The following is a 26,271-nucleotide window of genomic DNA, read 5'->3' on the forward strand; positions in this document are numbered from 1 at the left end:
TCAATAAAGGGGCTGTTTTATCACCCCGCGTCAGAGTACAAAGGGCAGCGCATGTTTAGCATTTATGCTACGTTATCGCCTATTTATGGGGAACACCACACGACATAGGCTCTGCCTTGCCTAAATACCAAATAGACTGCTGCAAAATCAATCACGAAAGGTCAACACGCCCTAAAACACCATGATTATATTATTAGTTGAGGACGACGCAATTCTTGCACAACAAGCTATTACCTTTTTAGAAAATGAAGGTATTGAGGTGGACTATGCCCGCTCTTTAGCGCAAGCAAAAGGGATCTGTGTTGGGCAACATTATGATGCCATTATCCTTGATATCAACTTACCCGATGGCACTGGTTTATCATTAGCACAACAATGGCGTGATACTAACACCGCGCCTATTTTATTCCTCACTGCACGCAGTGCGCTTGAGGATAAACTCGCCGCATTTGCAGCAGGGGCACTTGATTATTTAACCAAGCCATTTGCACTTGAAGAGTTAGTTATAAGAATAAAATTACTTGCAAAAAACATAGCTGTGAAGCCACACACTTTAATCTTGATACCCTGAGTATCGATCTAGAAGCTAAAATTATAAAACGAGCGCAGCGCACTATTATTTTATCACCTCAACAATGGACTTTAGTCGCTTTATTACTAAGGCATAGCCCTGCTCCAGTGAGTAAAGAGATGATAATAAATACAGTTTGGCCAGATCAAGATGTAAATAACAACATGTATAAGTCACTACTTACGCGACTAAGAACGAACCTCACTAAAGATGACGAGGTGGAGCTACTGCATACGTTAAAAAAACAAGGCGTAGCGCTTAGGTTGGCAAATGACTAAAGTAAAACAACATTCAATCAGTCAATTTTTAGTATTACGTACAGCCATTACACTACTCACGATTATAGTGATTTGGATAGCTATCGTATTAAATAGCCATCACTATGCATTAGATGATACCGCCGCACATTACCTGTTTTATGATGCGGAGCAATTAGCTGAAAACCATTTGGCGCAGCCTTACATTGATGATTTTAAAATCGTTACTAAAAACATAAACGACTTACCAGCTTGGATCATTGACTTATGGCAGCAACAGCAACTAGAGCTTAACGAGGTATCGCTATTACAACACAATCGTGATGATGTTTATATTTTGCCATACAGCACAAACACCACTCCAATATTTGTAGTTCATTATTTTGCCCAAGCAGAGTCCCTCTCTTTACTCCCTTGGTTAGCGCTTATAGCTGGGATACTCACTGTCGTTATTATTGTTATCAACATAAATAGTGCGAAAAAAATCATCACTGAAACTTTAAAGCTACATGCCACTGTCCATGATAAGAAAATTCGTACTTTTTATTTTGATGAATTTGATACTGTTGCAACTCAATTGAGATCAATTAGAGCGCAAGAGCAAGATGCACAACAAAAAGAGCGGCTACTGTCCGCTTTTTTAAGCCATGAAGTGCGAACACCATTGAGCCAAATAAACCATTGTTTATCTTTATTCGCCCAGCAAGATGATTTACCACTTGCGGCTCTACCTATTATAGATCAACTGTCTCATGCACAAAAAAACCTTACCACAAGTAGCAATGCAATTTTAGCGTTATGGCAATTAGAAGAATGCCACTTACACGAAGTAGACCTAGCTACCGAGCTCAAAAGTTGGCAAACTAATTTAGCAACTCAAGGAGTGTCTATCGTTCTTAAAATGAATATGAAAACGTTGAAAGTTAATACTTACAAGCCGTTACTGAATTTAATGTTAGAACAAATCAGTAGAAATTATCAACATTATGCAAATGGCGATTTACAGGTAACTCTTTGTGAAACTGGCATTACATTTACTAATACTACGAATAAAGACATTACCCAAAAAGGCAATGGACTTGGCTTTATGATCATCAACCAAGCCTGTAAACAACTAAACTGGCACTATAATGTTACCCAGCAAGCAGATATGTTTACTGTGCGCTTAACATTCAATTATTAACTTAAACATAGATTGCTCAGTTACAGATTCTTACTAATGGTTTGTTGGTTTTAAGGCTCGTAATTTGCCAGTTTATCCCGTTGCTATCTTTACTTTCAGTAATGCTAACTTGGGCAATATCGCTAAACATATAGTCGCCGGGTGCATTTAAACGAGTTAAATTAGCAGCTAACTTTTGTTGGCAAAACTCACCGGTGTCGCCATGAATGACAAGTACAGGTTTTGCCACCGATTGGGCGAACTGCGCTAGTGCATCACGATAGATTTTAAAGCCATCACAATTGGCAGTAACCAACTCACTGCATGCAGCTTGCTCTGTTTTATGAGTATAAATATCTGCCTGAAAAGCTATAACATAGGCTTTGGCTTTTGGGTCTGCTTGCGCTAACCAGCTAAGGTTATTGCTATCTCTTAAGTCTGCGTGGTGATAAGCCATTTGCTTATCACTTTTTAATACTTGCCGACGACCATTATGAGTCCCCGCTATATGCAGCGTCATAAATTCAACGTCAGCGAACTGCCAACGCGCATTTTCTGTCATACTCGTTTGGCGTTTAAAGCCCGTCAGTGTAGTCACTTTTTCAAGGTAAGCCTTATCAAACATCAATTCTTTTATAAAAGCCAAACGCTCTAGCTCATCATAACGAGGGGTTAAGTTTTCACGGTCGCAGTCGGTCCAATCATTATCCCCTGGTGTAAATACAAATGGCTGCTCTGTTAAAGTGCTAAGCAGTTGCTTATGTGTTGTAAGTAACTTATCAGTGCATGGCTCTGCGCCCGCTTTCATATCACCTAAGTGCATTAAAAAACCATGAGGAGTTTGCGCTATTTTTTTGCCTAAAAGACCTGTGGGGGCTAAGTTTTTATGATCAATAATTGTATAAGGCATGTCTGCCATAACCAAAAAATCTGTCACCGGTTTTGCTTCTATTGGGCTAGCACTGAGTGAGCTTGCACTTACCAACACAATGATCGAACTCATTAAACCAAACATATTACCCATCATAAAGCGTCATTATTTTGTTTAACATCTCATAATGAAAGCCAAAAGAAACGGCTTTTTTTAATTAAGCTTGCTAAAATAGCGCAACTGTTAGAATCAATAGTAAAACTATGTTATTCACTACAAGCTACACCCTTGATAAACCTTATTTTTATGAATGTTTTGATGAATCATTGCCCTATAGTGGACAAGCAAAACCTAAATATGCTTTTTTAGCATTACTGGTAAGCCTTGGGCTGATTGCAATATATGTAATGGATAAGCACTATTTAGGCAACTTTATGATCATGGCTGCTGTATTGGAGTGTGTTGCTTTTTACTACCGTAGACCTTGGTGGGTAACGCGTCAAATGCTCAGTCGTGCATCAGGTTCAGAAGCGACCCTAACGATTGATAAAGAAGGGTTTAAAAGCGTTAATCCGTATAAAAGCTATCAACTTGAATGGCAAAACATTGATGAAGTGATCTTTACTAATCAAGGCATTGTTTTAAAAAGTAGTAAAGGTATGCAATATATTTCAAACAGCGTACTCACTGATGACGTTATTCAATACATAAAAAAAAGAGCCACTTAATAAGCGGCTCTTTCATATCAATTCAATTGGCTAATTAATCGTTGCCCGGATTCGGGTTAGACTTTTCAGCTTGGATACGCATGTAAATTTCTTCACGGTGTACCGATACGTCTTTAGGTGCATTAACACCAATACGTACTTGATTTCCTTTAACACCTAGTACAGTGACTGTTACTTCGTCACCAATCATTAGGGTTTCACCTACTCGACGAGTTAGTATTAGCATTCTCTTGCTCCCATTATTCCAATAAATTAAAAGATTCCGCGTTCGTATCTTAAAGAAAATAAGCCTTAAAAGTAAGTAAAAACTCTAAATCGATTCATTTTCCGTTAAAAAAACCTTATGTAATGCACGTACTGCCAATTCTAAGTATTTTTCATCTATTAAAACTGAGATTTTAATCTCAGATGTTGATACTAATAACACTTGAATATTCTCTTTTGCTAATGCATCAAAAAATAAACTTGCCACACCTGAGTGTGATTTCATACCTACACCAACGGCTGATACTTTAGCTACTGAGCTACAACCTGATACATCATCACTGTTAATACAGTGGGGATTATTACGTAATACTTCAAGCGATTGATCAAAATCATTAGTGTGTACTGTAAAAGCATAGTCTATTTTTTCAAAGTTATGATTAACTTGATTAATCATATCTATTTCGATGCCATTTTCTGAAAAAAGTTTCAATATTGACGCTAAATACTCAGTGCCACTAGGCACACCATTAACGTTAATAAGACTTTCGTCACGATTAAAAGCAATACCAGAGACCACATTACTTTTCATATCGGTTTCCTCAAAGCTAATTAGTGTGCCTTGATCTGGGTTAAAACTCGATAACACCCTTATCGGTAAATTATATTTACCGGCGGCTTCTACACAGCGAATATGCAATACCTTTGCACCGAGGCTAGCCATTTCTAACATTTCTTCAAAAGTGACATGACTCATACGCCGCGCTTTAGGCTCAATACGAGGATCGGTTGTATAGACTCCGTCAACATCTGTGTAGATTTGACATTCATCGGCACCTATTGCACCTGCAATCTCAACTGCAGAGGTATCTGTACCGCCACGACCAAGCGTTGTAATATTACCTTCAACATCGCGCCCCTGAAATCCAGCTATAATTGCAATGCGATTATGCTCAAGTTCATGTTTTAGCCTTGTTGCTGCTACGTCTTCAATACGCGCTTTACCAAACATATTATCAGTACGAATATTCACTTGATCTGCTAATAAGCTCACCGCAGAATGGCCACGCTTTATAATAGCCATAGCAAGTAGTGCTACAGAAACTTGTTCACCCGTTGTTAGAAGCACATCGAGTTCACGGCTGCTCGGACGAGCATCGATTTGTTTGGCAAGATTGATGAGGCGGTTAGTCTCTCCAGACATTGCAGAGAGCACCACCACCACTTGATGTCCTTGTTGCTTAGTTTTCACAACAAGGTCGGCAACAGCTTCTATACGCTCAATAGAGCCTACCGAAGTGCCACCGAATTTTTGAACAATAAGCGCCACTTAAGCTTAAGTACGCTCAGTTAACCAAGCTGTAACACTATCAAGTGCTGCGCTTAAATGTTGTGGCTGCGAACCACCGGCTTGTGCCATATCAGGGCGACCGCCGCCCTTACCGCCAACTTGAGACGCCATGTGGTTCACAAGCTCACCCGCTTTAACTTTACCGATTAAGTCTTTCGTAACACCAGCAATCAGGCTTACTTTGTCGCCATCAGCAACGCCTAAAGCAATAACACCTGAGCCAATCTTATTTTTAAGATCATCAACCATGCCGCGTAACGCTTTTGATTCAGTGCCTTCAACGTTTGCCACAAGTAGCTTAATGCCATTAATTTCAACGATTGAATCAAGTAAAGATGCACCCGCTGCGCTTGCTAACTTATCGCTTAACTGTGCAATTTGTTTCTCAAGGCCTTTTGATTTTTCAAGCAAAGCGGTTACCTTTTCAAGCACTGAGGCGCTATCGCCTTTTACCAGTGCCGCTACATCGTTTAAATGCTGCTCTTGCGTGCTCACGTAAGCTATGGCATCAGCGCCTGTTACCGCTTCAATACGACGTACACCAGCAGCAATACCACTTTCAGATACGATTTTGAATAAACCGATATCACCGGCACGATTTACGTGAGTACCACCACACAGCTCAATCGAGTAATCGCCAATGGTGACTACGCGAACTTCGTCATCGTATTTTTCACCAAATAACGCCATTGCGCCTTTTTCTTTGGCCTCATCGATTGCCATCAACTCAGTGTTAAGGGCAAAGTTACGACGAATTTCGTCGTTTACTACACGCTCAATTTCACGTAGCTCAGCTTTAGTAACCGCTTCAAAATGCGAGAAATCAAAACGTAAACGTTCAGGGTCTACTAATGAGCCTTTTTGCGATACGTGGTCGCCTAATAACTGACGCAGTGCTTCGTGTAGAATATGCGTAGCAGTATGGTTCTTTTTAACGCGATCGCGACGCGCATCATTAATGTTTGCATCTACTTTGTCGTTCACACCAATACGACCCATCACTGTTCCGTGATGTGCAAAAGCATTACCAAGCTTGGTTGTATTAGTAACAGTAAATTCACCACCTGCAACTGTTAGCGTGCCTGTGTCGCCAACTTGGCCACCTGATTCAGCGTAGAATGGTGTACGGTCCAGCACTACAATACCTTGTTGGCCATCTTCAAGTACTGATACCGTTTCACCTTGTGCGAACATTTCGATTACAGTACCGCTATAATGTGTTGCAGTGTAGCCTTTAAAGTCTGTGTGTTTATCAGACTTTAATTGTTGGTTGTAATCTGCACCAAATTTACCCGCTTGCTGGGCAGTCTTACGCTGCACAGCCATGCACTCTTGGAAGCCTTGCTCATCAATACTCATAAAGCGCTCACGGGCAACGTCAGCGGTTAAATCAGCAGGGAAACCGTATGTATCATAAAGTTTAAAGACTAATTCACCAGGGATCACATCACCGGTTAAACTCGTTAAGCTATCTTCTAAAATAGCTAAACCACGCTCAAGTGTTTTACCAAACTGCTCTTCTTCGATACGCAGTACTTTTTCAATAATTTCTTGTTGTTTTGCAAGCTCAGGGTACGCTTGACCCATTTGCTCGATTAACGCCGCTACTAATTTATAAAAGAAAGAACCTTGTGCGCCTAGTTTGTTGCCGTGGCGAACCGCGCGGCGAATAATGCGGCGCAGTACATAACCACGACCTTCATTTGATGGCATTACACCATCTGAGATCAAAAATGCACATGAACGAATATGATCCGCGACTACGCGCAGTGATTTATCATCCATATCTTGTGCATTGGTCACTTCTGCAGCTGCTTTAATCAAGCCTTGGAATAAATCGATTTCGTAATTTGAATGCACGCCTTGTAAAATAGCGGCAATACGCTCAAGACCCATGCCCGTATCAACAGACTGCTTAGGAAGCGGCTCCATCGCACCGTCGCTTTGACGGTTATACTGCATGAATACCAAGTTCCAAATTTCAATGAAACGGTCGCCATCTTCTTCAGGCGAGCCTGGAGGGCCGCCCCAAATATGTTCGCCATGATCATAAAAAATTTCAGAACATGGGCCACATGGACCAGTGTCACCCATTGACCAAAAGTTATCTGAGGTAGCGATACGAATAATACGCTCTTCAGGCAAACCAATTTCGTTAGCCCAATAACCAAATGCTTCTTCATCGTCATGATAAATAGTAACAAGCAGTTTTTCTTTAGGCAGTTTTACTACGTCGGTTAAAAATTCCCAAGCAAACTTAATCGCGTCTTGCTTAAAGTAATCACCAAAACTAAAGTTACCTAACATTTCAAAGAATGTATGGTGACGGGCTGTGTAGCCTACATTTTCTAAATCGTTATGCTTACCACCGGCACGCACACAACGTTGTGAGCTTGTTGCACGGTTATAAGGGCGACTTTCTGCGCCTAAAAATACGTCTTTAAATTGCACCATGCCGGCATTATTAAATAATAATGTCGCATCGTTACCCGGAATAAGCGAGCTTGATGGAACAATTTGATGTTGTTTACTGGCAAAAAAGTCTAAAAACTGTTGCCTGATCTGTGCGGTAGTCATGTGCTGCATGTGAACGTCTCACCCATTTTTACTGTGCTTGCATTGCAAAATCTATTTGTTCGTAACTGAACCCTCGATACATTAAGTAGCGCACGCGCTTAGCTTTTTCTTTGTGATCGAAGTCGTCCTGTGAATTTGAATATTTCTTTAAATACGCATCCTGCGCTAACTCAAACCAATCTATTTCAAATGATTCAATAACACTTTCTAAAAGTGTTCGGTCAATCCTTTTTCCCATGGCTTCGCTTTGTATACGTTTTAAACCATGTTTTTTAGCAATATGACGACGAACAAACCCTTCAATATAACGCTGCTCATTAATAAAATTGTGCTCTTCGCACCAATCTAATAAAGCCTCGATAAATTCAGGCGTTGCCTCTTTTTGCTGTAATTTTTGGGTTAACTCTCGACGCGAATATTCTTGGCGTCCGAGTAACCAAAGTACATAATTCTTTAGCTTTTTTTGTAAAGCTTCATCCATTTCATCAGCCATTACGCGTCAAAACGACCGCTGTCATCATTATGCTGCTGCGCCACAGGCTTTTCATCTGCTGGCGGTACAATCGGCATAAAAATAGCTTGATAAGAAACAAAAAAACTAATGTAACAAATCGGCATTAAAACCAACAGAGGCAAGAATGATAAGAACATTGAAAACATCATCAAACCCGCTGCAATTGCGCCGTATATACTCAGTGGAGCCATGTTGTGATAAAACACCATAAATGAGCTTTTTAGCACTTCAAATATATGTTTTTGTTTATTAAAATAAACCAGTGGTACAGCGTACGCAAACGCGGTTAAATAAACCGACAAAGCAATTAAAAACAAAGCCACATTCGCCATCGAAATACTGTTAATGACTTGCTGCAATGCGATATTTGGATCTACATTTGGATTACTCATAATTTCAACCGCTTCACCAAATAAACCACTGGCTAATAGTGCCATCAGTATACCCGCTGCCATTTGGTACAATGCCAAACGTAATAGCCCCATTCGATTACCTTTAGCCGTGAAAGGCTTAAGAATATCGGCCAGCATAATTTTTCCGCCTTGCTGCTTAGTAATTACCGCTTGGTAAAAACCAGCCGTTAAAAATGGCGTTGCAAGCGCGGCTAATATTTGCAAAAAAGGCAAAAATAGCGACAGTAAGCCGACAATACCTATAAATAAGTGCATAAAAATAAAGGTAAATGGCTGTGTTTTAAAAATATGCCACCCAGCTTTAAACCATTTCAGCCCAGCATCGGCTTTAAATACTCGTAATTCAATTGACATACTAGCTCTTAAATTAGCAACAAAACACGCCGAGTATAACTCGGCGCAAGGTGGGATCACAGAGTTGAAAGCTCAAAACTATGGTTTTTTAATCTTCTTTATATCTAACATGTGCGCGCCGTGCTTAATTTTAGTTTCTAAATAAGCACGATTCCCTACGACACCCGCTTTAATATGAGCGTGAGTGCCTACAACTGAATCAACCTCAATCCCAGCATCTCGCAGTGCATTTAATTTATTTGGGTTATTTGTCATTAATTTAACATGATTTAACCCCATCGCTTCAAGCATCAAAACGGCGTCTGAGAAGTCACGTAAATCATCAGCAAACCCTAAATGGTTATTTGCTTCATAGGTATTCATACCTTGTGATTGCAATACATAAGCATCGATTTTGTTATATAAACCAATGCCGCGCCCTTCTTGGCGTAAATAGAGCAAAATACCACCCTGTTGGTTCATCATCTCAATACATTCATTGAGTTGTTCGCCACAATCACAGCGAGATGAATGAAATACATCGCCTGTTAAACACTCAGAATGCATACGGATAAGTGGTACAGATTGCTCTGTATCTGCACGGTTAAATACCAATGCAACATGCTCTTGACCATCTTTTAAACCGCTGAATGAGATTATTTCTGCGGGAATATCACTGTTTTTGCCAACATTAAGCTGGACTCTAGCTCTTACTTGCGCCACGACAAATCCAAATTTTAAGAATAAATGCGATGTTATAAAGTGTGATATTATCACGAGGTGTACTTGTATTTAAAATAATGCAACATCGCAATAAGTAATCACTATATTGAGGCAATTACCAACAATTCAAGCATTATACCTCAGATAGCGCATAGGCTAAATCGCCAATTTAACTTACCTATACCTTACGGCTGAGATATAAAATAAAAACTTTAAATCAGTGACAACACATCAACATCTTGATAGCCTAAATCGTCATTACAGCAAGGATTTTTATGAAGTTACCCACCTTACTTCTCTGTTTAGGGGTCGTTTATAGCGCCAACGTATGTGCAGAAGATACAGTAAAAAGTCAATTCTCCGCTGTGTATCAGCAATATTTAGATGCCATCCAATCATCGGAAAATGCACAACATTATGCACAACAAGCCTATTACTTAGGGAAAAAGTTCTATGGCGACAGCTCAGATAACACGGCTAACTTGGCTGTAAATTATGCAAATACGCTCAAGGGGAAAAGCGCTGAATTAAAAAAACAACGCTTTGAGCTATATGAATATGCATACAATACTTTATTAGCGAATCACTCATCTACCAGCCTAGAGACTATTGACGCGCTTATTGGTATGGCTGACAACACACTATCACCTAGAGAAGCGGCTAATTATTATGAGCAAGTGATAGAGGCAGCCAAACAGCAAAAACAACCTAAACTTGTTGCTGATATGCAATTTATTGCAGCACAAGGTCTCGCTTATAATTATCAAGGGGATAAATACAGAACAGCCCTAAATTATCTAAATGAAGCTGATGAATATTATACAAAGAACTTACCAGAAAATTCAGTTTCGAGAATTAAAGCTGACTTCCTAATGGCTGCTTTTTTACAAGGTAAACGCCAATATGATGAAGCAATCACACGACTTAACAGAGTCGTTAATGTGTTTGATAAAGCACTCAGCTTTGATCATGACGCGGAGTTAAGTGCCCATTCAAAGTTGATTTATCTTTATGAAAAAACAGGTAACAGTGACGAAGCCACTAAGCACTGCATTGCTATAGCTAAAATGGTGCCATGGAAAGGTAATCAAGATCTAACTCCGCTTTACAGACAAGAACCAAAGTACCCTAGACGTAAAGCAGAGAAGAGGCAAGGTGGTTTTGTCCAAATGGAATTTGATATTACACCATCAGGGTTTGTCGATAACATTAAAGTAATTAACTCATCTAAGGCTGGGTCTGCTTTTGAAAAAGAAGCCATCAAAGCGATAGAAAAGTGGCGTTATGCGCCTAAGTTTGAAGATGGTAAAGCTGTTACTGCAAGCACAAAAGTGCAGCTAGATTTTAAAATAGGCCGTTAATTTAAATGCTTGCACTGTTGCGCAAGCTTTCCTATTCACTTAAATAATTATTTTAAATCAGTGAGGTACCTTCGATAACTGCAACTACACTCTTTGGTAACTTTCGATAAGCTAATACAATCGAGCGCATTATAGGGTTATTTAAGACAATCGGAATATACTTTAAACCACATTCTTTTTGAATGTATGATTCAGGTATAACAGCAACCCCGAAACCTAACTTTACAAGGCCTTGAAGCTGAAAGTCATGGATAGCTTTGCCTTGATAAGTGATTGATATGTTTTCATCACTAATAAGTCTTTCAAATGCTTTTCGATTAGTGCAGTAAGGCCTTTCAATAAAGGCTAACCCTTGCAACTCATTCAAACCCACTGTTTTATTTTTCGCTAAGGGGTGATCTTTATGTACGATCAGCTTATAGCCTTCTTGGTTTAGCCCTTTAAATTTAAACTGTGGTGGTAATAATTGCTCATCAATCAGCGCTATTTGTGCTTGTTCAATAACATCAACGATGAATAAGTTAACATTTATAGGTGTATTTTTTATCAGTTCTAGAATATTAGCGTAGCGCTCGATATTTATATCCGGCTGCACATAAAGATTTAACTCGTGCACATTGCTAGGTATAAAAGCGGCCTCTAACTGCTGGTTTTGTAACAGTAAATCACTCGCAAGTTTGTAAAGCTTATGGCCATCAGCGGTGGGTTTTATACCTCGTTTACTGCGTTCAAATAACTTAACACCTAAACTTATTTCCAGAGTTTTAATAGCATGAGTAACTGAAGGCTGAGCAATGAAACATCGCGATGCCGCTGCAGTGATTGATCCTTCCTCATATGCTGAGATGAAGTAAGTTAATGGCCTAACCTCTATCACATAATTTACCTATAGATTGATAATATAAACAATATTATACCTATAACTATGAATTTGCTAATTTCAACTGAGAAAACAATACAATTAACCAAAAGGACTAAAAAATGATTGAACGCTATAGTGATATTGCAATTCATAAAGTTTTAAATTTATTCGAAAAAGGAAATATGGCATTACTAGATTTAATTGCTGACGATATTGATCTGCGTATAGAGCATTACAAAGATGATGCGCAAACCAGTTGGCAACAATGCAATGACAAAGCTGGCTTTATAACTTTATTAACTCGTCTAAGTACTGATATTTTTCCTAAAGGAACCCTTATTACAAGCATGGGATCTCAAGCTTTAGGGGATGGCTGGCATATAACAACCTTTGATCAATCATTTTGGTATGGTGAAGCAAAAAAAGACGTTAGCAGCCGTACTTATATTATTTCTCATGAGTTGGCAGGTAAAGTGGATTATTTTCGCGAAACTGTGAGTACGATAAGATACTGAATAAAAGAATGTGAAATGTATTAAAAATGCAGAGGTTATTTTAAATAATAATATTAATGGGTTATTGCTAACCCATTAAATTGTATGCAATTAGATGCAAACGATGTTTTCAGCTTGTGGACCTTTTTGACCTTGAGTAACAGTAAACTGTACACGTTGGCCTTCAGCAAGAGTTTTGAAACCGTCGCCTGAGATTGCACTGAAATGAGCAAAAACGTCAGGACCTGACTCTTGTTCGATAAAACCGAAACCTTTTGCTTCGTTGAAAAATTTAACTGTACCAGTTGTAGTGTTAGACATAATAGATATCCTAAAAATTAATAAAAGTGTGCCATAAAGAGGCGGTTGAGCTGGAAAAAACAAATATTTAACTGAGGATAACGCGTAGAATTATTACTAATAACAACGTGGTACGTACAAATAAACAATCTTTCTTTCAAACTTCTAAACATTAATGGGTTATTGCTAACCCATTAAATAAGGCAATTAGATGCAAACGATGTTTTCAGCTTGCGGGCCTTTTTGACCTTGAGTAACAGTAAACTGTACACGTTGGCCTTCAGCAAGGGTTTTAAAACCATCGCCAGAGATAGCACTGAAATGAGCAAAAACGTCAGGACCTGACTCTTGTTCGATAAAACCAAAACCTTTTGCTTCATTAAAGAATTTAACTGTACCAGTTGTTGTAGTAGACATAATAGATATCCTAAATATAGTAAATGTGTGTCTGTAATTCAGACGATTGAGCCGGAAAAAATATTTAACTGAGGACAGCGCGTATAATTATTACTAATAACAACGTGGTACGTACAAATAAACAATTTTTTTTCAAACTTATATATTGACGGGTTAGTAATAACCCATCAATTTAAACAATTTAGATGCAAACGATATTTTCAGCTTGCGGGCCTTTTTGACCTTGAGTAACAGTAAACTGTACACGTTGGCCTTCAGCTAGAGTTTTAAAGCCATCACTTGTGATTGCGCTGAAATGAGCAAAAACATCAGGTCCTGACTCTTGTTCAATAAAACCAAAACCTTTAGCTTCGTTAAACCATTTTACTGAACCAGTAGTTGTAGTAGACATAATAGTATCCTAAGAATTAATAAAAGTGCGCCTTTAAAATAGGCAATTTAACAAGGAAGAAAACGAATATTTAACTGAGGATAACGCGAAGGATTATTACTAATAACAACGTGGTACTTACAAATAAACAGGGCTTTCTATCAACCCGATGCGAAGAAGGATAACAGTAAATCCGACCATAGAACAAGTTTTATTTAATTTTATTTATATATTAACACGAAGAAAACTATCAAACGGTCGTGTTATTGATACTTTCAAAAGCTCTTTCCCTTGTTAACAGTGTCCTGCAGCAAGATCCCACTTTATTAATAATTATTAACGATGTTGACAACTTTAATAATTATTAATAAGTGCAATGTTTATTTTTAAGCTAAACGCGTCCAATTATTTCTATTTAAACAATGCGTTCCCTATTATTTAGCTGAAAGTTTTTCTAATAATTCGTCAATTTCAGTTTTTAGTTCTTTATCTGCGATTTTATTCGCGCTTACTTTAGCGTTTTCAAGACTTGTAATTGCAGCTTCAATTTGGCCTAGCTCTATTTGCATAGTCGCTATTGAGTAAGCGATTGATGACATGTAATCCTTCGCGTTAATTTCTACCGCTTTTGCTAATGCCTTTTCATACAATAATACTGCATCTTCAAACTCGTCAGTAAAATCTGCTAACGTTTCCCACTGAACGGGATGATCTTTATCGGTGCTTTCGTTTTCAATACACAATGCTTTTAGCTCAGCGTAAAGAGCATCAAACCTAGTTTGGTTTTTTCTTTGTGCTGCATCTACAAGCTCGCCAGCTAAATTTAAAACTATTTTATAAAGCTTAGTATTCATCATTGTTCATTGCCTTTTTTGTAAAAATAAAACCCATACTTAATCATATTATTGTGTACTAAAAATAGTGCCTCGAAAAATAAAAAAAAGACCGAGCAAGCATTAAATTAAGAAATAAAATGATAACACAGCAACTACGCTTATTTCATTTACTCCACTTTTTATTGCACGTTTCATGCAACTTTAAGATAAAGATGACCCTGTCTTAGTAAAAGCATGTTTAGTGCTTACTTGTTATACCCAAGTCACCTCAAGATGTGAGTTTCAGTTGGAATTAAAAGCGATTTAGGCAAGGCATTGATTGTAGGCAATGGTTATTCCCTTATCAAAATCAATAACGCAGTATAAATCGCTTTTAAACCAACCCTCTGGGCGTTTCACAGGAGCTTACTCTCTGCGTTGTTACTCCTTAAAAGGGACCGCCATTATTGCGAAGTAACGCCTTGATATTAAGCCCCTGTGGAACGCTGAATTCTGCATCTTGAGGTGGCTTGGGTATATATACCCCTTTAAAAATAAATATCTCCCCCAAGCTCTATTGTTACGCGAGTAATTTAGCGATTCATTTATAACGAAAGGAGTTAACAATGGGCAAAACATTAATCATAGGTGCAAGTGGCCAAATAGGTAAAATGACGACACAATTACTACTTAATGATCAGCAGCATGTTATCGCGCTTGTTCGCGATAAAAATAAGTTAAGCGATTTAAGTAGTAGCTACTTGGATATTATCGAGCAGGATCTTGAAAGTGACTTTAGCCAAGCGTTTGATGGCTGTGAGCAAGTAATCTTTGCCGCAGGTTCAGGTGGTAGTACGGGTGATGATAAAACGTTATTAATTGATTTATGGGCGGCAACTAAAGCCGTAAATTATGCAAAACAATATGGCATTAAGCGCTTAATCATGGTCAGTTCAATTGGTGCAGATAACCCGGATGCAATCCAAAGCGATTTAAAACCTTATTTAGTGGCAAAACACATGGCTGATGAGCATTTAATAAATAGTGGCTTAAATTATACAATCGTACGCCCAGGCTCACTCACCGACGAAGATGCTTCACTAAAAATTACCACACAACAACCCAGTGAGCGAAATGAGGCTAAAATCAGTCGAGAAAACGTTGCGAATGCGCTATTACAAATAGCCAACCATTCAACAAACGAAAATAGCATCTTTGAGTTATTCGATGGCGATAAGCCAATCACTTCACTTTAATCGCATTCCATATTAAAAGCGGCTCAACGGCCGCTTTTAATATGTTTTTAAGGTTTTTAAACTTACAAACCAAATACTACTTTTTCGCTTTTAAGCATACGGCTACTTAAATAACTAAATACGCCAAACAATATAATTGTAATCAATGTTGATAGCACTAATTGTGGCACCGGTATTGGGTTGCCTTTAATAAACTCCATGAGTGCAAATTGCTGCGCAGCAATAGGTAACCATTGCACAATATCTGTCGCAATATCGTAAGTCGTTACCATGCTTAATGCCATCGGAATAAATAACACCATCGTCACGTAAGATTGCGCCTCTTTAAATGATTTTGCCGTAAACGAAACAAACACCTGCAAACTGGCTGACATAAATGCAATTGGCAAACAAACTACGGCACAAAAAAGCATAAATGACGGTGTAATGGTTACGCTAAACCCTAGCTGCTGCCACGGCACCATACCGTAAGAAAACTTCGACACCACTAGAATGATCGCTAACCCCAGCATAGAGAATGTCGCTATCGCCGCCGATTTTGCTAATACAATGTGTAAGCTACTTAATGGGTGACTTAACAATAATGATAAAGAATTACGTTCACGCTCCCCAGCACTGGTATCTATTGCCAGGTTCATTGCAGCATAAAATACAGTTAAAATCATTGATAGAGTTGCAATCCCCAAGAACATACCACCTTTAGAATCAGGTGTTGCTTGATCATTGACCTCAACCGCAAGCACTCTCATTAGTTGAGGGTCGACACCCCGTGTGATTAATCTTAAGCTAGCCACTTCAGAATTATACAAAGCAAGCGTTTTTTCCACGCGTTGAATATGTTTACGTAGCTTATCATCTGATTTATCTGCAATGAGCGTTACAGTCGCTGGGCGACCTTCGCGCATATTCTTCTGATAATCATCACTTATTTGCAATATAATTGGCTTTAATTTGCTATCTGTATTATCCGTTCCCATTGCGATATCATTGTTTTTTAAATGAGCCACTAAGTTAGGTGCTGAAAGACTATTTTCAATCGTTATTTTTAATGCATCAGGCGATGCAAGCTGTTGTAATAGCAATGTAAAAAGTATGCATATGCCAAGCGGGGCACCAATTGCATAATAAAGTCCTGCCATTACTGAACGTTTGTCACGACTGGCATCCATGACTTCTTTTTTATATAACACTTTTAATAAATTAATCATGCTGCAATTCCTTCGTCACTGCCTATCAAGTCTATGAATGCTTCTTCTAAACTGTCTTTACCTGTTCGCTCACATAACGACTCTACTGAGCCCTCTGCAACCACTTTACCATTGGCCATAATCACCACGTGGTCGCACAATGCAGCCACTTCTTGCATAACATGCGATGAAAACAGTACGCAGTGCCCTTGCGCTTTAAGTAGCAATAATAACTCTCTTAAAATACGTGTACTCATAACATCCAAACCACGTGTTGGTTCATCTAAAATAATGTTTGATGGGTTATGCACAACCGCTTGAGCCAGTGCTGTTTTCATACGCTGCCCCTGTGAAAACCCTTGGCAACGACGATCTGCAATATCATCCATGCTTAATTTTTCGAGCACTTTTGCTGTCGCTTCTTTTGCCGCAACCTCTGACATGCCGCTCAACTGCGCAAAAAAGGTTATATATTCTCTGGGCGTTAATCTCTCATACAATCCACAAGGATCAGGAAACAATCCCAAATTTTGTTTAGCTGCCATTGGATTTTTTGCAACATCAATACCATCAATCTCAGCTGTACCTTTATCTGCTTTTAGCAAACCAAACACCGTTCTTAAACACGTTGTTTTGCCCGCACCATTGGGGCCAAGTAAACCCGTTATTTTACCATTTTGTGCGCTAAAGCTAAGATCGTTTAACGCATTAACATCACCAATTTTCTTTGTTAAGTTAGTTACTTTAATCATGGTTTACTCCTTGTCTTGTGCGTTTAAAGTTGCGGTCTGAGTATGCATTGGTGCAACACCATTGATATTCATAAAGAACTGTTTATCGTTTTTATCTTTGATACAGTCGGTATCAATATCTTGCATATTTTTTTGATCAATAAATTGGGCGATTATTTTAGGCGCACACGTTTGCGAGCCGATCCCATGAGTTGCCGTGGGTGATACCAAATGCGTTGCTTCACTCATGCTTACCATAGCAAGTTCAGCCCAACTTGGCGGTGTTGCTGGGTCACGCTCACCAGATAACAGTAACGTAGGTGTTGAGCTGTTAAGGGGTTGATAAAATGATTTATCTACGGCTGTTACATTTAATATTGGGCACATAATATCGAGCCCCTCTATCATCAAGCTGCCCACATACGTTTTATTATATTGCTGACGGGTTTGTGTATTTAATCGTGGCCAGTCTTCGCCACAAACGATGGCGTTATGCATACCCATGGCGAGCATTTCTGACATATCAGCCCCTGCCATTAAGCCCGCCAATGCTGAATAATTTCCTTGTGCAGTTTGTGTAATAACCAGTGGCACAATCGCACGACGTGAATGACTGTACAAAGCCATACGTATTGCCCCGAAAAACTTTGTTTTTGTAACAGCGAGTGTAATAGTCTCATGTGTACGCGGATGTAAAACCTGCACCTCGACTGGTTGAGCATCGAGTTTAGCCAATAAAGCTGTAAACTCAGTTTTCAAATCAGGGTATTGCTGAGCACACTGTGCGTTGGCTTCACAACGACTAAATAGGGCCGCAAGCGAGCTATCAATAGCCTCACCAATGGCAGCTAAACTTTGTTGCATAGGTACAACACCATCAAGCGTGCTGGTGATCACTGAACTTGGAAATTGACGCGTATATTCTTGCGCTATTCGCGTGCCGTAGGACACCCCATATAGATGAAACCCTTTGTAGCCAAGCGCTTTTCGTACCGCTTCAAAATCTTTAGCGGCAATGGGTGTAGTGAAATGACTTAAATCAATATTGAGCTTATCTTTACACTTTTGCGTGTCTTGCGCGCCCAGAGCAGGTAAATCAGCAAAGGCTTCATTAAATGCAAACTGCGTTTGTAAATCATCACTGTCACACTGCAACTTATTTGAATAACCCGTGCCACGCTGATCAATCAATACTATATCGCGTGTTTCACGGGCAAATTGTAAGTTTCTATTAAAGATAGCAGCGAGATCAATTGCGCCTTGCCCTGGACCTCCGGCAAAACCAAGAATGGCTTCGTCAGGGTAACTTGGTTTAATAGCTGGAATTACAGCAAAGTGGATATCAATATTACCATCCGCCGGATTTTGCGATAAAGACTGGCTAATACTGCCGCACATCAACCTATCAGCAAGCCCTTCCATGTAGCAAGGTGTGAGTAATGGTTGGTTTTTTTTATTATTATCAGCTAATACAGCTGTTGAGCCGGCCAATAATATTGGTAATATTGTAAGCTTTATCAGGCTTTTACGTAAATTAAACATGATTTTCATTAATCTTTCCCTTGTTGCATTTTACACTCAATATGATAACTTAACCTTAGTGTATCGGTGTATTAATGTATTAATACAGTAGAGAAAGAGTAATGCTAGAATTTATTAATGTCAACCCTAATAATGGCGATCCAATCTATAAACAATTGCATGAGCAAATTGTGCGCTTGATTGTGGGCGGGCAATTATTAACCGGTGAAGAGCTGCCATCAGTGCGTAAAATAGCAGATCACTTTGCTGTAAACCCGATGACGGTATCACGTGCAATCGGTCAATTGGTCGATCAAGGCTGGTTAGAGCGTCGTCGCGGTCAAGCCACCCGTGTGGCACAAAAAACATCGCAACAACCTGATCAACAAGACACCTTGCTTTTTAAGGCTATCGATCAACTCGTTCAACAAACAAAACAGCTTGATGTATCGCAAGAAGCGCTCGTCGAGCTTATAAAAAAACGATGGAAATTATAAACATGGAACAGCCCCTTCTTAGCTACAATAATATTTATAAAAGCTATGACCAACGCAGTGTATTAAACAATGTTTCGCTTGCTTTAGAGCCAGGTATGGTCATTGGTTTACTGGGTAAAAATGGTGCAGGTAAAACGACATTATTACGCAGTGCGCTTGGGTTGATAGCACCTGATCAAGGTGAGATACGTGTTTTTGGTGAACCCAGTGATAAGCTCAGCGCACAAAGTAAAGCCCAAATAGGTTATGTGCCACAACAAACATTTGGTTATGAAGGCTTTAAGGTCGCTGACGCTTTGGCACTACACCGCAGCTTTTACCCTACATGGGATCTGCAATTAGAAGCTAAATGGCTCAAACGGTTTGAGCTGGCGACTGATGCTGCAATTAACGAGTTATCTATCGGCCAACGTCAAACTTTAGCGCTGATCATGGCTATGGCTTATCATCCCAAATTACTTATTTTAGATGAACCAGTAGCCAGTTTGGATCCAATAGCACGACGCGAGTTTATGGGCGACTTGTTCGACTTAGCATTAGACTCAGGCTCTGGTATTTTATTTTCCTCACATATCACATCCGATATAGAACGTGTAGCCAGTCATATAGCCCTAATAAAAGACGCCGAGCTTATCTTGATTGACGAATTAGATGTCGTACGCGATACCATCAGAAGAGTCAATTTTACAGAGCAAAACATCGATCTAAGTCCCTACCGCGTGCTTAATTTGCAAGCAAACTCAGCCATTATTTATGGCTACCAAGGAGAGCCTATTCCGGGCGCACTTGCCATCAACCATTTATCACTAGAGCAACTATTTGTGGAGCTGCATGGATGATGAATGCAGTAAAACGACCTTGGTATCAGGGTAGTCTCAATTTTTGGTTTAAAGATTTGGGCTGTGCCAGCTACTTAATTCAGGCTATTTTAGCCGCAGCCGCATGTATCATTTTTATTCGTGTGGAATCGTTATCAACTATGATGATGATATTTGCTGTTGTGTGTGCTTATTGTGCGCTTGCATGGCAAAGTATTCGAATGCAAGCAACTGAATGGCAATGCTTAGTCGCTGATTACTGCAAACATGTAATGTTTCAAGGTAAAGTCTTTATTGCCTTAATAAACCTCATTCTGCTGTGTAGTATTGCCCTATCGCCTAGCTTAAATAACATCAACATGCTGTTACTAGCAAACACCTTGGGCTTAAGTATTTGGTTTACTTGCCGCGTTACAAGCCACTTATTTACAACATGTTGTTATTTAGCATTCACATTCACAATTATTATATCTATCTTTTTTGAACACTTACCTTTGTGGTTAATACCATGCTCCTTACTGGTTTTAAGTCTAATTTTACTATGTAAAAACAAATTAGGTATGCCCTATATATGGCAAGCCGATGCACTTGTAAATTACCGCCAAGGACTTCAGTCAGGTTGGTCGCCCGTACCAAGTGGATTTTTATCAAATTACGGCACAGCCATAAATAAACAACTATTCCCATTGAGTTATTTTGTTGGATCTAGTTTATCGCAATACATTATTTTATTAGTGCTCTTTTCTATCATAGCAATAGTGATAAACTTTTTTTATAACATTGCAGAGCATGTATTATTCGCTTTAACATTAATGCTGTTAGCTGCGGTTACGTTATGCCAATGGGCAAAAGCACAACGTTCACAATCGTGGGAATTACTCACCACTTTACCAATTTATAATGGGAGTCACGCAGTTAAAGTTGCCCTTAGTAACAGTGCACTTAAATTTTCATTGTTAATTGGTATTCTGTGCTTCGTTAGTGCATCTATATTGCTACTGACCCATCAACAATGGCAACTTCTAAATGTTGCAAGTTATGCGGTAGCTTGTATAGCAGCTACATTGACAAGCTTTGTTCTTGGCAATGTATTTAAAAATATAAACGTACTGAGTGTTTTATTATGTTTATCGTGTGGCGTGAGTATGGGAACTGTCAATGTAATGATTGAACATGGCGATAGCATATTGAAGCTTTTACTTATTTCACTTTATGCCAGTGTTTTGGCTGTTTTGAACCGCTTTACAATAAAATACTTATAAACTACTTCAAAAGCCCTTTGCCTTTAGCAATGCTTAGTTTAGCGGGTGTTTATCAAAAAGATTTAACACCCGCTATTCCACATTCTAAATCTATAACTACTTATTGCTTTTTAAGGGTATGTATCATCTTTTGTGCATTGGAATTTTGTGGGTTCAATTGCAAAGATTGCTCATAGTTTGCTATCGCATTAACAGTATCTCCAAAGAGCATGTACGCTTCTGCTAAACTATCAAATGCATTTGCATCATCAGGATATAGATGGCTATAAACCCTAAAAAGCGTTATAGCTACTTGGTAGTCCTTGTTACCTAACGCATTATATCCGGCATTATTAATTGCATTAGCTGAAAGAAATTTTGAATCAGGATAGTTTTTTTTCCATGCTTTATATGCCTTTAATGTGCTTATAAAATCAGCGTATTTTGCTACTTCAAAAGGAAGTTGTTCATCTTTTTCAAGTTTGCGCATCGCACGCTCAGTTAAACCACTCCCAACATTATTTAGTACTAAAAAATATTTATTAGATAAAGGGTTCATTACAACACTTATCTGATTAGGGTTATTATCTACAGCAAACATCCCACCTCCTTGATAATGCATTTTAACGCCTTTTTTGTTTTGAAGGGGATCTTCATATATCAAGTCGTTACCGGATTTTGATAATGTAATCGTCACTATTTGATCAAACTGAGATAAATACCTGCCGAGCATTTTCTCTATTTGATGCTTGGGGGGTTTTGCTGTTGCTGAAATTACACGTGCCCATTTCATTTTTTTTATCGTACTGTCAATAAACGCATCTATTGCAGGGTTTCTGTGCTCTGTTGTCGCATTCATAAAAACCATAATACCTTTACCACCTTGCATTGTTGACATAATATGCCCGCCAGTACCAGTGTTTGAGCCTCCATGCGAGAACCACTCTAAATTACCTTTGGCCTCAAATCTCATCCAACCCGGTGACCACCCGCCTATTTTTTTTAGCGTGTGAATATCTGTAGTGGTACGTGCTACGAATGTTGAAATAACCGACGTTACTTTACCTGCTAACGCCTTTTGATATTCAATTGTGAATTTGGCCATGTCTTGTGGCGTACTCCACAGCCCAGATGGTGCTATTTGCGGACAAATTGGTATGCCATCTCTTATAACCTGCTGCTGACGATCATGAACCTTCGCAACATTAGTTAAAAATTGTTTATCTCCATTTTGATACATCGTTGTATTTTTCATACCTAATGGATCAAATAGCATCTTTTGAGCTAATGCTTGCAATGGTTTACCGGTTATATCTTCAATCGCTACTTGTACTATTACATACCCTCCGCCACTGTATTGCCAATCAGTGTCAGGGGCAAATAGCATCGAAATCGGACGTTTATATCGTGGTAACTTTTTACCTTCAAGCACATCTATAAGGGTTGGAATATCATCCCCTAAATGAAAGTCAGCATATCCGCCTTGGCTCATCCCTGCGGTATGCGACAACAACTGCCGAATAGAAAGGTTTTTTGATGACTCAAACACTGATGAAGGCAACGCCCAACGTTTTAAATAGTTACTCACAGGTGTATCTAAATCTAATTTACCTTGCTCTGCGAGCATTGCTGCAATTGTTGCAGTGACAGGTTTTGCAATAGATGCCGTTGAGAAAGCAGTAAATTGATCAATTTTCTGCTTACTTTTAGTATCTTTAACGCCTGCAAAATTAGTATAAATCACTTTATAATCATCAATAACAGCAAAACTTAGCCCTGGTATTTTGTAGTTATCAATAAACTGCTGATAACTATATTCTTCACCTACCGGTGACCTAAAAGTAGTTAATTGATGTGTATTACCAGTTATAGATAGTTGCGTTTTTTGAGTGTTAGCGACACACACACTAGCCACAATTAAACTTAGCGCTGCGCAACATTTACTCAAAGTCATGATAGTTTTTTTAATAGCCATAGGAGCATCTCGTTTTGAAAATTGAACCTCAGTGTGGCGCATTAGCCGCCTTAAATAAGCAACTTATGCATGAACGGCTCGTATAATTCCTCAACACCTCGAATGTTTTCCTTTTTTATTGCTAAGATGGGGAATATAAAAGAGGGAACACAATGCTTAAGTATCAGCTCATATTCGTTTTATTTTTTACAAGCTTCGCTACCTATGCGCAAGAGCCTGATGCTATCTTTGCCGAGCACTATTATTTAATTGATGATGACGATATTGCTTATTCATTACCTATCGTAAACCGCTCTGTGTGGCAAAAAAATACATTTCACGGTATTAAAAATTCAAAAAATATTCGATGGGTGCAAATGGACTTTAATTTTGAAAAAAAGCCTTCGTCTTCGCTAGGTTTGTTTATTAGTATTTTGGGATCGTTTGAGGCTTATTGGGATGGTGTTTTAATAGGTAAAAATGGCCTTGTAGGTGATTCCCAACACACTGAAGTTGCGGGCCTGATCGATAAAATAATGCTGTTGCCTAATACTGCAACTGATAAAGGCACACATACTTTAAGTTTACGTATTTCTAATCAGCGCGTTTCTTCTGAGGTAGATTATGTCTCGTTTACAAGTGCGATAACAGAATATGACTATTTAATACAGCTGCCTTATAAAAAAGCCAGTTTACCGTTGATAATGACCAGCGCCTTACTCTTAATTGCTTTGTACTCATTGATTGTATTTATTACTAGTTACCGCCAACCCAGCTACTTAATATTTAGCATATTATGCTTAAGTATTTTGGTTCTTATTTTTGTAGAATCATGGCGTGGTCTTATGCCTTACCCTTACGATTGGCAAATCCCTCGCTTACAAATAGTTTTAGCATTATCGTGCTTAATTTCACTGCTTTTCACCTGTTTTTTTGCATGGTTTTTTAAATTATCAAAAACAAATCGTACAACATGGCTAGCACTTGTTATTTGCTTGCAAACTGTGTTGTTAATCACGATTGATGGTTATGATAATAGAAGCTTATATGTATTTTTAGTGGGCGTTTTTAGTGCTGTGTGCATTTGTATCAAAGCTATCATTACGCAACAAGCCAATGCAAAGTTAATGGTTTTGGGTTTAGCTCTATTCATTGCACCTATTTTTATAAATAGTTATTCATACATGGATCAGTACTTTTTTCTCTCTTTTGCTGGGTTAATCTTTTTAATGCTCTATACCCTTGCACAAACCATGAGTGCTAATACCAAACAACTTGAACAAAGTAAAATTAATGCAAGTCGCCTTGAGCTTGAATTAGTCAAACGTAATCTACAACCTCATTTTATCTTAAACACATTAACAGCTGTTGAAGAGTGGATTGAAGACTCACCTGCAACAGCGGTAAAATTTATCCACGCCTTAGCGGATGAGTTTAGATTTATGGCGCAACTGTCTGCAAAAAAAATAATCAATCTCCAAGATGAAATCGACTTATGCCGTTCCCATTTAAAAGTTATGACATATCGCTCAAATATAAATTACTCCCTAAGAGTGGATATATCTCACCCGAATAACTGCATTCCACCGGGTATTATTTTAACATTAATAGAAAACGCAATTTCGCATAACCATTATCAACAAGGCCATATTACCTTCTTTTTTGAGCAAAAAATAATGAATAACACGCAGTATTTAACGTTTATCGTCCCTATAAATGCGATTACTCATAATTCAAACAAAAATGCTACACAAGAACGTACACAGAATAAAATAGGCGCTGGTATTGGTAATAAATACATAGCAGCAAGGTTAAATGAAAGCTTTTCTAATCAATGGTCTTTATTGCAGGATATTGAAAAACAACAATGGGTTACAAAAATTTCAACGCCGTTAATAGATTATGACGATCACCGTGCTAATAATAGCAACCTCAAGGATCCCCTATGAAAAAAGTATTAATGGTTGAAGATGAATTTATGGTAGCAAAAAGATTAAAGCGCTTTATTGAGAACGCCTTTGATGAACAAAAAATCGAATTGCATATTTGTACTAATCTTGACGACGCCTACGATTACTTAGCCGATCACCCTATTGATGTTTTGTTTTTAGATTTAAACCTGCAAGGTAAAGATGGTTTTGAGTTATTAAAGCACACCCTCTGTGAGAGCTTCCACACAATTATTGTTTCTGCTAATAGCGATCGAGCGATTGACGCGTTTGATATTGGCGTACTCGATTTTGTAGCGAAGCCATTTACTCAAGAGCGTATTAAAAAGGCAATAAACCGGTTACAACAGCAGCATAATGGGGCTAGCAAATACTTAACCTATAAATATTTAGGAAAAATCGAATTACTTCCAATAGAAGATATTCTCTATATCAAAGCTGACGGCCATTACAGTGTGATTGTAACTAAAGCCCAGCAAAACAGAGGCACTAAACAAATTTTACACGATAAGAATTTAGATAAATTACTCACGTTATTGAGCCCAGACTTTATCCGGATACACCGCTCGTATGTATTGCCAATATCTAACATTAAGGCATTACTCAGTGAAGAAGGCAGCAAATATAACGTGCAACTTCATACCGGTGAACAGCTCCCTATAGGCCGTACCAGACTTAGTACCTTAAAGGCTAAAATAAATGGTGAATAACAAAACAGAAACCAAGCTTACAAGAAAGCACATAAAACTGATCTAAAAGCAGTTTAATGCGCTTTCTTATTATTCTAAAATACT

Annotated in this window: 28 protein-coding genes; 12 read left to right on the forward strand and 16 right to left on the reverse strand. The window is 38.6% G+C overall.

Annotated elements, in window-relative coordinates:
* The first annotated feature begins 181 nt into the window (after window positions 1-181).
* Genes HH219_RS21955 through HH219_RS09370 form a run of 3 tightly spaced genes read left to right on the forward strand, consistent with a single transcriptional unit; the run spans window position 182 to window position 2,011 of the window.
* Entirely contained in the window at window positions 182-571 is a 390-nt protein-coding gene (locus tag HH219_RS21955) for a response regulator (RefSeq protein ID WP_249118485.1), read from the forward strand.
* Between the two features lie 47 nt (window positions 572-618).
* Window positions 619-849 carry a helix-turn-helix domain-containing protein gene (locus HH219_RS21960; RefSeq protein ID WP_349251613.1) on the forward strand — a complete coding sequence of 77 codons (231 nt, stop codon included), beginning with the start codon at window positions 619-621 and terminating at the stop codon, window positions 847-849.
* Complete coding sequence (locus HH219_RS09370; RefSeq protein ID WP_169327287.1) at window positions 842-2,011, forward strand: HAMP domain-containing histidine kinase; 1,170 nt, start codon at window positions 842-844, stop codon at window positions 2,009-2,011. The genes HH219_RS21960 and HH219_RS09370 overlap by 8 nt, the downstream gene beginning before the upstream one ends.
* Before the next feature lie 16 nt (window positions 2,012-2,027).
* Here HH219_RS09370 and HH219_RS09375 read toward each other — a convergent pair whose 3' ends face one another.
* Window positions 2,028-3,017, reverse strand: a complete 990-nt coding sequence (locus HH219_RS09375) for a hypothetical protein (RefSeq protein WP_231658953.1) — start codon at window positions 3,015-3,017, stop codon at window positions 2,028-2,030.
* Window positions 3,018-3,124: 107 nt separating this feature from the next.
* Here HH219_RS09375 and HH219_RS09380 point away from each other — a divergent pair, with 107 nt between their 5' ends.
* Entirely contained in the window at window positions 3,125-3,589 is a 465-nt protein-coding gene (locus HH219_RS09380; RefSeq protein ID WP_054203404.1) for a YcxB family protein, read from the forward strand.
* Between the two features lie 34 nt (window positions 3,590-3,623).
* Here the strand turns inward: HH219_RS09380 and csrA are convergent, their stop codons facing one another.
* From csrA to ribA, 6 genes are all read right to left on the reverse strand, one after another.
* Window positions 3,624-3,815 carry a carbon storage regulator CsrA gene (gene csrA, locus HH219_RS09385; protein WP_054203405.1) on the reverse strand — a complete coding sequence of 64 codons (192 nt, stop codon included), beginning with the start codon at window positions 3,813-3,815 and terminating at the stop codon, window positions 3,624-3,626.
* An 84-nt stretch (window positions 3,816-3,899) separates the two neighbouring features.
* The gene (locus HH219_RS09390) at window positions 3,900-5,123 is read right to left on the reverse strand and encodes an aspartate kinase (protein WP_054203406.1); all 1,224 of its coding nucleotides are present in this window, start codon (window positions 5,121-5,123) and stop codon (window positions 3,900-3,902) included.
* 6 nt (window positions 5,124-5,129) lie between these two features.
* The gene (gene alaS / locus HH219_RS09395; RefSeq protein ID WP_054203407.1) at window positions 5,130-7,730 is read right to left on the reverse strand and encodes an alanine--tRNA ligase; all 2,601 of its coding nucleotides are present in this window, start codon (window positions 7,728-7,730) and stop codon (window positions 5,130-5,132) included.
* 19 nt (window positions 7,731-7,749) lie between these two features.
* Window positions 7,750-8,202, reverse strand: coding sequence for a regulatory protein RecX (locus HH219_RS09400; protein ID WP_054203484.1), 453 nt, complete (start codon window positions 8,200-8,202; stop codon window positions 7,750-7,752).
* Between the two features lie 11 nt (window positions 8,203-8,213).
* The gene (locus tag HH219_RS09405) at window positions 8,214-9,002 is read right to left on the reverse strand and encodes a BPSS1780 family membrane protein (RefSeq protein WP_054203408.1); all 789 of its coding nucleotides are present in this window, start codon (window positions 9,000-9,002) and stop codon (window positions 8,214-8,216) included.
* A 78-nt stretch (window positions 9,003-9,080) separates the two neighbouring features.
* Complete coding sequence (ribA, locus tag HH219_RS09410) at window positions 9,081-9,704, reverse strand: GTP cyclohydrolase II (RefSeq protein WP_054203409.1); 624 nt, start codon at window positions 9,702-9,704, stop codon at window positions 9,081-9,083.
* 275 nt (window positions 9,705-9,979) lie between these two features.
* Here ribA and HH219_RS09415 point away from each other — a divergent pair, with 275 nt between their 5' ends.
* Complete coding sequence (locus tag HH219_RS09415; RefSeq protein WP_169327288.1) at window positions 9,980-11,065, forward strand: TonB family protein; 1,086 nt, start codon at window positions 9,980-9,982, stop codon at window positions 11,063-11,065.
* 52 nt (window positions 11,066-11,117) lie between these two features.
* On the opposite strand, the gene HH219_RS22405 is transcribed toward HH219_RS09415, so the two are convergent.
* Window positions 11,118-11,942, reverse strand: a complete 825-nt coding sequence (locus HH219_RS22405; protein ID WP_169327289.1) for a LysR family transcriptional regulator — start codon at window positions 11,940-11,942, stop codon at window positions 11,118-11,120.
* 104 nt (window positions 11,943-12,046) lie between these two features.
* On the opposite strand from HH219_RS22405, the gene HH219_RS09425 reads away from it, so the two are divergent.
* Window positions 12,047-12,442 carry a hypothetical protein gene (locus HH219_RS09425; protein WP_054203411.1) on the forward strand — a complete coding sequence of 132 codons (396 nt, stop codon included), beginning with the start codon at window positions 12,047-12,049 and terminating at the stop codon, window positions 12,440-12,442.
* Between the two features lie 90 nt (window positions 12,443-12,532).
* Here the strand turns inward: HH219_RS09425 and HH219_RS09430 are convergent, their stop codons facing one another.
* The 4 genes from HH219_RS09430 to HH219_RS09445 all read right to left on the reverse strand — a co-directional run bounded on the left by HH219_RS09430 (window position 12,533) and on the right by HH219_RS09445 (window position 14,365).
* Entirely contained in the window at window positions 12,533-12,742 is a 210-nt protein-coding gene (locus tag HH219_RS09430; RefSeq protein WP_054203412.1) for a cold-shock protein, read from the reverse strand.
* A gap of 186 nt (window positions 12,743-12,928) precedes the next feature.
* Entirely contained in the window at window positions 12,929-13,138 is a 210-nt protein-coding gene (locus HH219_RS09435) for a cold-shock protein (protein WP_016706518.1), read from the reverse strand.
* A 181-nt stretch (window positions 13,139-13,319) separates the two neighbouring features.
* Window positions 13,320-13,529, reverse strand: coding sequence for a cold-shock protein (locus HH219_RS09440; RefSeq protein WP_054203413.1), 210 nt, complete (start codon window positions 13,527-13,529; stop codon window positions 13,320-13,322).
* 413 nt (window positions 13,530-13,942) lie between these two features.
* Window positions 13,943-14,365, reverse strand: a complete 423-nt coding sequence (locus HH219_RS09445; RefSeq protein ID WP_054203414.1) for a hypothetical protein — start codon at window positions 14,363-14,365, stop codon at window positions 13,943-13,945.
* A 584-nt stretch (window positions 14,366-14,949) separates the two neighbouring features.
* Between HH219_RS09445 and HH219_RS09450 the strand changes: the two genes are divergently transcribed.
* Window positions 14,950-15,579, forward strand: a complete 630-nt coding sequence (locus HH219_RS09450) for an SDR family oxidoreductase (RefSeq protein WP_169327290.1) — start codon at window positions 14,950-14,952, stop codon at window positions 15,577-15,579.
* A 62-nt stretch (window positions 15,580-15,641) separates the two neighbouring features.
* On the opposite strand, the gene HH219_RS09455 is transcribed toward HH219_RS09450, so the two are convergent.
* The 3 genes from HH219_RS09455 to HH219_RS09465 are packed head-to-tail and all read right to left on the reverse strand — an operon-like array spanning window position 15,642 to window position 19,048.
* Entirely contained in the window at window positions 15,642-16,787 is a 1,146-nt protein-coding gene (locus HH219_RS09455) for an ABC transporter permease (protein WP_054203416.1), read from the reverse strand.
* Window positions 16,784-17,518 carry an ATP-binding cassette domain-containing protein gene (locus HH219_RS09460; protein WP_054203417.1) on the reverse strand — a complete coding sequence of 245 codons (735 nt, stop codon included), beginning with the start codon at window positions 17,516-17,518 and terminating at the stop codon, window positions 16,784-16,786. The genes HH219_RS09455 and HH219_RS09460 overlap by 4 nt, the downstream gene beginning before the upstream one ends.
* A gap of 3 nt (window positions 17,519-17,521) precedes the next feature.
* Window positions 17,522-19,048, reverse strand: coding sequence for an alpha/beta hydrolase (locus HH219_RS09465; protein ID WP_169327291.1), 1,527 nt, complete (start codon window positions 19,046-19,048; stop codon window positions 17,522-17,524).
* Window positions 19,049-19,140: 92 nt separating this feature from the next.
* On the opposite strand from HH219_RS09465, the gene HH219_RS09470 reads away from it, so the two are divergent.
* From HH219_RS09470 to HH219_RS09480, 3 genes are read left to right on the forward strand one after another with little or no spacing between them, the layout of a single operon-like run.
* Window positions 19,141-19,515: a GntR family transcriptional regulator gene (locus tag HH219_RS09470; protein WP_008167164.1), complete on the forward strand. Its 375-nt coding sequence runs from the start codon at window positions 19,141-19,143 to the stop codon at window positions 19,513-19,515.
* A 2-nt stretch (window positions 19,516-19,517) separates the two neighbouring features.
* Complete coding sequence (locus HH219_RS09475; RefSeq protein WP_169327292.1) at window positions 19,518-20,354, forward strand: ABC transporter ATP-binding protein; 837 nt, start codon at window positions 19,518-19,520, stop codon at window positions 20,352-20,354.
* Window positions 20,351-21,595: a hypothetical protein gene (locus HH219_RS09480; protein ID WP_169327293.1), complete on the forward strand. Its 1,245-nt coding sequence runs from the start codon at window positions 20,351-20,353 to the stop codon at window positions 21,593-21,595. The genes HH219_RS09475 and HH219_RS09480 overlap by 4 nt, the downstream gene beginning before the upstream one ends.
* A 100-nt stretch (window positions 21,596-21,695) precedes the next feature.
* On the opposite strand, the gene HH219_RS09485 is transcribed toward HH219_RS09480, so the two are convergent.
* Window positions 21,696-23,549 (reverse strand): serine hydrolase, encoded by a 1,854-nt coding sequence (locus HH219_RS09485; protein ID WP_169327294.1) that lies wholly within the window; start codon window positions 23,547-23,549, stop codon window positions 21,696-21,698.
* A gap of 152 nt (window positions 23,550-23,701) precedes the next feature.
* Here HH219_RS09485 and HH219_RS09490 point away from each other — a divergent pair, with 152 nt between their 5' ends.
* Both HH219_RS09490 and HH219_RS09495 read left to right on the forward strand, forming a co-directional pair.
* On the forward strand, window positions 23,702-25,477 hold the full coding sequence (locus HH219_RS09490; protein WP_169327295.1) for a histidine kinase: 1,776 nt from the start codon (window positions 23,702-23,704) through the stop codon (window positions 25,475-25,477).
* Window positions 25,474-26,187: a LytTR family DNA-binding domain-containing protein gene (locus HH219_RS09495; protein WP_054203423.1), complete on the forward strand. Its 714-nt coding sequence runs from the start codon at window positions 25,474-25,476 to the stop codon at window positions 26,185-26,187. The genes HH219_RS09490 and HH219_RS09495 overlap by 4 nt, the downstream gene beginning before the upstream one ends.
* Window positions 26,188-26,271 lie beyond the last annotated feature (84 nt).

This window comes from Pseudoalteromonas sp. NEC-BIFX-2020_015 (genome assembly GCF_012952265.1).
GTDB lineage: Bacteria > Pseudomonadota > Gammaproteobacteria > Enterobacterales > Alteromonadaceae > Pseudoalteromonas > Pseudoalteromonas neustonica.